Below are 6,269 nucleotides of genomic sequence, written 5' to 3' on the forward strand. Positions count from 1 at the left end.
CTTGGCCAATGCAAACACCGCCAACGCGGCTTCCGCCTATACCTTTGTCGACCACAAATTCGATGTCGTCATCGTCGGCGCCGGCGGCGCCGGCCTGCGCGCCACGCTCGGCATGGCCGAGCAGGGATTGCGCACCGCCTGCATCACCAAGGTGTTCCCGACGCGCTCGCACACCGTCGCCGCGCAGGGCGGCATCGCCGCCTCGCTGTCGAACATGGGGCCGGATTCCTGGCAGTGGCACATGTACGACACCGTCAAGGGCTCGGACTGGCTGGGCGATGTCGACGCCATGGAATACATGGTGCGCGAGGCGCCGGCCGCCGTCTACGAGCTCGAGCATTATGGCGTGCCGTTCTCACGCACCGAGGAAGGCAAGATCTACCAGCGGCCGTTCGGCGGGCATATGATGAACTATGGCGATGGTCCGCCGGTGCAGCGCACCTGTGCGGCCGCCGACCGCACCGGCCACGCCATCCTGCACACGCTCTACGGCCAGTCGCTGAAGAACAACGCGCAGTTCTTCATCGAATATTTCGCGCTCGACCTGATCATGGAGCCGGACGGCACCTGCACCGGCGTCATGGCCTGGAACCTCGACGACGGCACTATCCATCGCTTCTCGGCGAAGATGGTGGTGCTGGCGACCGGCGGCTATGGCCGGACCTATTTCTCCGCCACCTCGGCGCATACCTGCACCGGCGACGGCGGCGGCATGACGGCCAGAGCCGGGCTGCCGCTGCAGGACATGGAGTTCGTGCAGTTCCATCCGACCGGCATCTACGGCGCCGGCTGCCTGATCACCGAGGGCGCGCGCGGCGAAGGCGGCTATCTCGTCAATTCCGAGGGCGAGCGCTTCATGGAGCGCTACGCGCCGTCGGCCAAGGACCTCGCCTCGCGCGACGTCGTCTCGCGCTGCATGACGCTGGAGATCCGCGAGGGCCGCGGCGTCGGCAAGAACAAGGACCACATCTTCCTGCATCTCGACCATCTTGACCCGGCCGTGCTGCACGAGCGGCTGCCGGGTATTTCCGAGTCGGCCAAGATCTTCGCCGGCGTCGACCTCACCAAGGAGCCGATCCCGGTGCTGCCGACGGTGCACTACAATATGGGCGGCGTGCCGACCAATTACTGGGGCGAGGCGCTCAATCCGACAGCCGAGAATCCCGACCGCGTGTCGCCCGGCCTGATGGCGGTGGGCGAGGCCGGCTGCGCCTCGGTGCATGGCGCCAACCGGCTCGGCTCCAACTCGCTGATCGACCTCGTCGTGTTCGGCCGCGCTGCGGCGATCCGCGCCGGCCATGTGATCGACCGCAAGTCGGCGATCCCGTCGCCCAACGCGGCCTCGGTCGAGAAGATCATGGAGCGCTTCGACAGGCTGCGCCACGCCAACGGCTCGACGCCGACGGCCGTGCTGCGCGAGAAGATGCAGCGCGCCATGCAGGAAGACGCCGCCGTGTTCCGCACGCAGGAATCGCTGGAGAACGGCTGCAGGCGCATTTCGGAACTCTGGGGCGAGCTCAAGGACATCAAGGTAACCGACCGCTCGATGATCTGGAATTCCGACCTCGTCGAGACGCTGGAGCTGGAAAACCTGATGGCCAACGCCATCACCACGGTCTACGGCGCCGAGGCGCGCAAGGAGAGCCGCGGCGCGCATGCGCGCGAGGATTTCTCGGCGCGCGACGACATCAACTGGCGCAAGCATACGCTGGCCCATCTGAGCGAGGACGGCAAGGTGACGCTGACCTACCGGCCGGTGCATACCGAGCCGCTGCTGGCCGAAAAGGACGGCGGCATCAGCGTGGCCAAGATCGCGCCGAAGGCGCGGGTGTATTGACTATGGCGCAGGCGACCACGGGATATTCCGGCACGCCGCTCCCGGCCAAGCTTGGCCTCAGGGACGGCATGGTCGCCGCCTTCATCGCGCTGCCGCCGGAGCTCGATGCGCTGACCGAGGCAGTGTCCTTTGCCGGCGTCGACCGGCTCGCCGCGTGGTCGGCGATCTCGGGCAGCCGGAAATACGATGCCGTGCACGCCTTCACCCGGCAGCGCGCCGAGGTCGAGGACGGCCTGGCCGGCATCGAGACGGCGATCAAGCGCGACGGCATGGTCTGGGTCTCCTGGCCGAAGAAGGCATCGAAAGTGCCGACCGACGTCACCGAGGCCGTCATCCGGTCCGAGGCGCTGAAGCGCGACCTGATTGACGTCAAAGTCGCCGCCGTGAACGAAATCTGGTCCGGGCTGAAGCTCGTCATCCGAAAGGACCGCAGGTAATGGTCGAACTTACGCTTCCCAGGAACTCGAAGGTCCAGCAAGGCAAGACCTGGCCGAAGCCGGAAGGCGCGACCAACCTGCGCGAATACCGCATCTACCGCTGGTCGCCGGACGATGACGCGAACCCGCGCATGGACACCTATTTCGTCGACATGGACGATTGCGGGCCGATGGTTCTCGACGCGCTGTTGTGGATCAAGAACAAGATCGATCCGACGCTGACGCTGCGCCGTTCCTGCCGCGAAGGCATTTGCGGCTCCTGCGCCATGAACATCGACGGCTCCAACACGCTGGCTTGCACCAAGGGCGTCGAGGACATTTCCGGCGCGGTGAAGATCTATCCGCTGCCGCACATGCCGGTGATCAAGGACCTGGTGCCCGACCTCACCAATTTCTACGCCCAGCACGCCTCGATCGAGCCGTGGCTGAAGACGGTCTCGCCGACGCCCGCCAAGGAATGGCTGCAGAGCCATGAGGACCGCGAGAAACTCGACGGGCTTTACGAATGCATCCTGTGCGCCTGCTGCTCGACCTCCTGCCCGAGCTATTGGTGGAACGGCGACCGTTATCTCGGCCCGGCCACGCTGCTGCAGGCGTACCGCTGGCTGATCGACAGCCGCGACGAGGCGACGGGCGAACGGCTCGACAATCTCGAAGATCCGTTCCGGCTCTACCGCTGCCACACCATCATGAACTGCGCGCAGGCCTGCCCGAAGGGGTTGAATCCGGCGAAGGCGATCGCCGAGATCAAGAAGATGATGGTGGAGAGAAGGGTTTAGTTTCTCGCGGCCTTACTCGCAGGTAGCGATCCTTCGCGCCCCCCTCTGTCCTGCCGGACATCTCCCCCACGAGGGGGGAGATTGGCCGTCACCGCGGCTTTCGCCAATCTCCAAGGTTGAAGGATGAGGCGCCGTCGGCGAAGCTGCTAATTTCCCCCCAAGTGGGGGAGATGTCCGGCAGGACAGAGGGGGGCGCTGTCCCGCCAGTGTCAGAAAGGATAGGCAAACCATGACCGATCTCCCCATCCTCTCACCTGTCGAAGCCCGAGTCCTCGGTTCCCTGATCGAGAAGAAGGAGCTGACGCCGGACGTCTATCCGCTGACGCTCAACGGCGCGCACCAGGCCGCCAACCAAAAGACGGCGCGCGAGCCGGTGATGGCGCTGGAGCTGACGGAGGTCCGGCGGGCCTTGAGCACGCTCGAGCAGAAAGGCCTCGTGCGCCAGGCCTTCGCTTCGCGCGTCGAACGCTACGAGCACCTGATGGCGCAGCGCTTTTCGCTGACCACGCCGCAGATCGCGGTGATCGGGCTGCTGCTGTTGCGCGGTGCGCAGACGGCGCATGAATTGCTGGCGCGCTCGGAGCGCATGGCGCGCTTTGCTTCGATCGAGGAGCTGCGCGACAATCTCGACCTGATGATCGGCCGCCGGCCGCCACTGATCCAGCTGCTCGAACGCGCGCCCGGCCAGCGCGAGGAGCGCTATGTGCATCTGCTGAGCGGTCCGGTGGAAGCAGCAGCGGTGGCGGCGGCGCCCTGGCAGCCGGCGGCGTCAACTGCGGACACCGACCTCGAGGCGCGGGTGGAGGCGCTGGAGGAAGAGGTCGCGGCGCTGCGGGCGAAGATCGAGGCGCTGGGGGGCTAGACTGGCTCTCACCAGAAACGTTGGCGCGAGGCGCCCCCCTCTGTCCTGCCGGACATCTCCCCCTCAAGGGGGGAGATTAGCAGTTCCGGCGCCGGCGCCCTTCTTTCACCGTTGGCGATTGATGGAAGCCGACGCGACATCTGATCTCCCCCCTTGAGGGGGAGATGTCCGGCAGGACAGAGAGGGGGGCGAAGGATCGCCAGCCTTCGCGGAGAAGCTTCTCACCCCAGCCTAGCATCCAACGACACCTTGATCGCTCCCAGTGCCTTCGACACCGGGCATTCGGCCTTGGCCTTCTCGGCCAATTCCTTGAATTTCGCCGCGTCGATGCCCGGCACCTTGCCGACCAGGGTGATGGCGCTGCCGGTGATGCCGGTGCCGGGCACCAGCGTCACCACTGCCTTGGCGTCGAGCTCGGCGGCCGGCGTGCCGTTTTCGGCCAGGAAGTGCGACAGCTGCATGGCGTAGCAGCCGGCATGCGCGGCGGCGATCAGCTCTTCCGGATTGGTGCCGGATTTGCCGCTCTCGTCCTCGAAACGGGCCTTGAACGAATAGGGCGTGCCCTTCAAGGTGCCGCTCTGGGTGTCCAGCGTGCCGTTGCCTTCCTTCAGATTGCCCTTCCAGACGGCGTTTGCGGTGCGGTCCATGGAATCCTCCTGCCTTGTCGGGGTTGCGCCGGCGGGCGCCGACGTTCCTGGAACTATAGCGCGGGTGCGGCGGAAGACCATCCATGGCCCGGTATGATTGTGCTTGCGCGAGGCGCTTCGAAAATTCTCAAAAAAAGCGCATGCAAAAATGTCGACTATCCGTCTGCCCGACCGTCCTGCGGGCGGCCACTCCCGGCCGATGGAGGTTAAGATGGACAATCTGTTTCTTGCGATCTGGGGAAAGCCCGAGCGAAAAGGGAGGCGACTTGAAGAGTTCTGGCTGGATCGGCCGGCGCTCGGCTTCGGCCGGCTGGCGGCGGCCATCGCCATCATAGGCGTCGCGACATGCCTGCTCGACCATGCCGCGACGGCAGGCAAAACCGACACCGTCGCCTCCTATAATGCGTCAACGAAAGGAAGCTCGAAATGAAATATGTGCTGCTGGTCTATGGCGAGGAAAAGGACCTCTACGCGCTGACTCCCGAGCGCATGGCCAAGCTCGATGCCGACTCGCTCGGCTATGACCGGGAGCTCGACCGGCAAGGCAAGCTGGTCATCGCGCAGGCGCTGCAGTCGGTGAAAAAGTCGAAATCGCTCCGGCGGCGCAATGGCAAGGCGCTGGTGACCGACGGTCCCTTCGCCGAGACCAAGGAGCAACTGCTGGGCTTCGTCATGGTCGAGGCGGCGGACCTTGCCGAGGCGCTCGACATTGCGGCCAAGATACCGCTGGCGGAGCTCGGCACGGTCGAAATCAGGGCGATCTACGACGTGCCGGGCTCATAGCCGCCGGTCAGCATGGGCGCGGCGCGCCGGTTGAAGCTGTCTCTTGCGGGAAACATCTTCAGTGTTTCTTCACCGGCCGCAACCGTTGCGTGTTGAAGCGATGCCGCGCTTCTCTTATCGTCGCCGCGTTTTCGGGGGAATCGGCATGCCTTTTCTGATCGCCATCCTCGGCCTGCTTGGAGCGGCCGCCATCTGGTGGTACCGGCTGAAATATATGAGCGACGCCGCGCGCGAGGTCGCCGACGTCGTCGGACGCGTCCAAGGCAACATCCGTCGCAAGAAATTGCGCAATCAGGCCGCGCTCTCGCCGCTGACGGCGATCGACGATCCGGTGGTGGCGGCGGCGACGCTGATCACCGCGATCGTCGCGGAGCACGGTCCGGTCCTGCCGCAGCGCGAGGCGGTCATTCGCGAGGTGATCGCGCAGATCGCGGACAGCCAGAAGAAGACCGACGAGGCGGTCGTCTACGCCAAATGGGCCGCCGCGCAGATCGACGACACGACGATCGTCATCGACAAGCTGGCGCCGTTCCTGCGCGAGCGCCTCGATCCGCATGAGCGGGACGACCTGCTCAGGATGTTGAACCGCGTCGCGCAGGGCGGCGGGCAGAGCCTCAGGATCGCCGACCAGCGGATGCTGAGATTGCGGCAGAAGCTGGGCTTCGAGGTGAACTGAGCCGAAGGCGCCGCGGGATCGCCTGCCTTCGTGATTGGCCGAAACGCCTCTCGCCTCGTCATTCTATGGCGGAGCAAGGAGCGAAGCGACGCGGCGCAGACCATAGAATCCATTCCGTGACCTGTAAGCGTTGCAGCGGTGCAGAATTCTGCTCCGCAACACCTACGATTAAGGTCACGGAATGGCAACTGTGTTCACGCGAATGCGGTTTTGTCGCGAATGATGGCGTTGAGGACGACCAGGAGCTT

General features: G+C 65.2%; 8 protein-coding genes. 7 read left to right on the top strand and 1 reads right to left on the bottom strand.

The window, feature by feature from the left end; genetic code table 11:
• Position 1 precedes the first annotated feature (1 nt).
• From sdhA to FJ419_RS29395, 4 genes are all read left to right on the top strand, one after another.
• Complete coding sequence (gene sdhA / locus FJ419_RS29375) at positions 2 to 1,837, top strand: succinate dehydrogenase flavoprotein subunit (protein WP_140700719.1); 1,836 nt, start codon at positions 2 to 4, stop codon at positions 1,835 to 1,837.
• 2 nt (positions 1,838 to 1,839) lie between these two features.
• Complete coding sequence (locus FJ419_RS29380) at positions 1,840 to 2,274, top strand: DUF3052 family protein (protein WP_140700720.1); 435 nt, start codon at positions 1,840 to 1,842, stop codon at positions 2,272 to 2,274.
• Positions 2,274 to 3,053, top strand: a complete 780-nt coding sequence (locus FJ419_RS29385) for a succinate dehydrogenase iron-sulfur subunit (protein WP_140634833.1) — start codon at positions 2,274 to 2,276, stop codon at positions 3,051 to 3,053. Before FJ419_RS29380 ends, FJ419_RS29385 begins: the two co-directional genes overlap by 1 nt.
• 229 nt (positions 3,054 to 3,282) lie before the next feature.
• Positions 3,283 to 3,915 carry a DUF480 domain-containing protein gene (locus tag FJ419_RS29395; RefSeq protein WP_140700721.1) on the top strand — a complete coding sequence of 211 codons (633 nt, stop codon included), beginning with the start codon at positions 3,283 to 3,285 and terminating at the stop codon, positions 3,913 to 3,915.
• Positions 3,916 to 4,136: 221 nt separating this feature from the next.
• Here the strand turns inward: FJ419_RS29395 and FJ419_RS29405 are convergent, their stop codons facing one another.
• Positions 4,137 to 4,562: an OsmC family protein gene (locus FJ419_RS29405; RefSeq protein ID WP_124998336.1), complete on the bottom strand. Its 426-nt coding sequence runs from the start codon at positions 4,560 to 4,562 to the stop codon at positions 4,137 to 4,139.
• Positions 4,563 to 4,665: 103 nt separating this feature from the next.
• On the opposite strand from FJ419_RS29405, the gene FJ419_RS29410 reads away from it, so the two are divergent.
• From FJ419_RS29410 to FJ419_RS29420, 3 genes are all read left to right on the top strand, one after another.
• Positions 4,666 to 4,992 carry a hypothetical protein gene (locus tag FJ419_RS29410; RefSeq protein WP_246679424.1) on the top strand — a complete coding sequence of 109 codons (327 nt, stop codon included), beginning with the start codon at positions 4,666 to 4,668 and terminating at the stop codon, positions 4,990 to 4,992.
• On the top strand, positions 4,989 to 5,345 hold the full coding sequence (locus FJ419_RS29415) for a YciI family protein (RefSeq protein WP_140700722.1): 357 nt from the start codon (positions 4,989 to 4,991) through the stop codon (positions 5,343 to 5,345). The genes FJ419_RS29410 and FJ419_RS29415 overlap by 4 nt, the downstream gene beginning before the upstream one ends.
• Before the next feature lie 145 nt (positions 5,346 to 5,490).
• Positions 5,491 to 6,021 carry a hypothetical protein gene (locus FJ419_RS29420; RefSeq protein WP_140700723.1) on the top strand — a complete coding sequence of 177 codons (531 nt, stop codon included), beginning with the start codon at positions 5,491 to 5,493 and terminating at the stop codon, positions 6,019 to 6,021.
• The last annotated feature ends 248 nt before the right edge of the window (positions 6,022 to 6,269 follow it).

It is taken from the genome of Mesorhizobium sp. B2-6-2 (genome assembly GCF_006440615.1).
GTDB lineage: Bacteria > Pseudomonadota > Alphaproteobacteria > Rhizobiales > Rhizobiaceae > Mesorhizobium.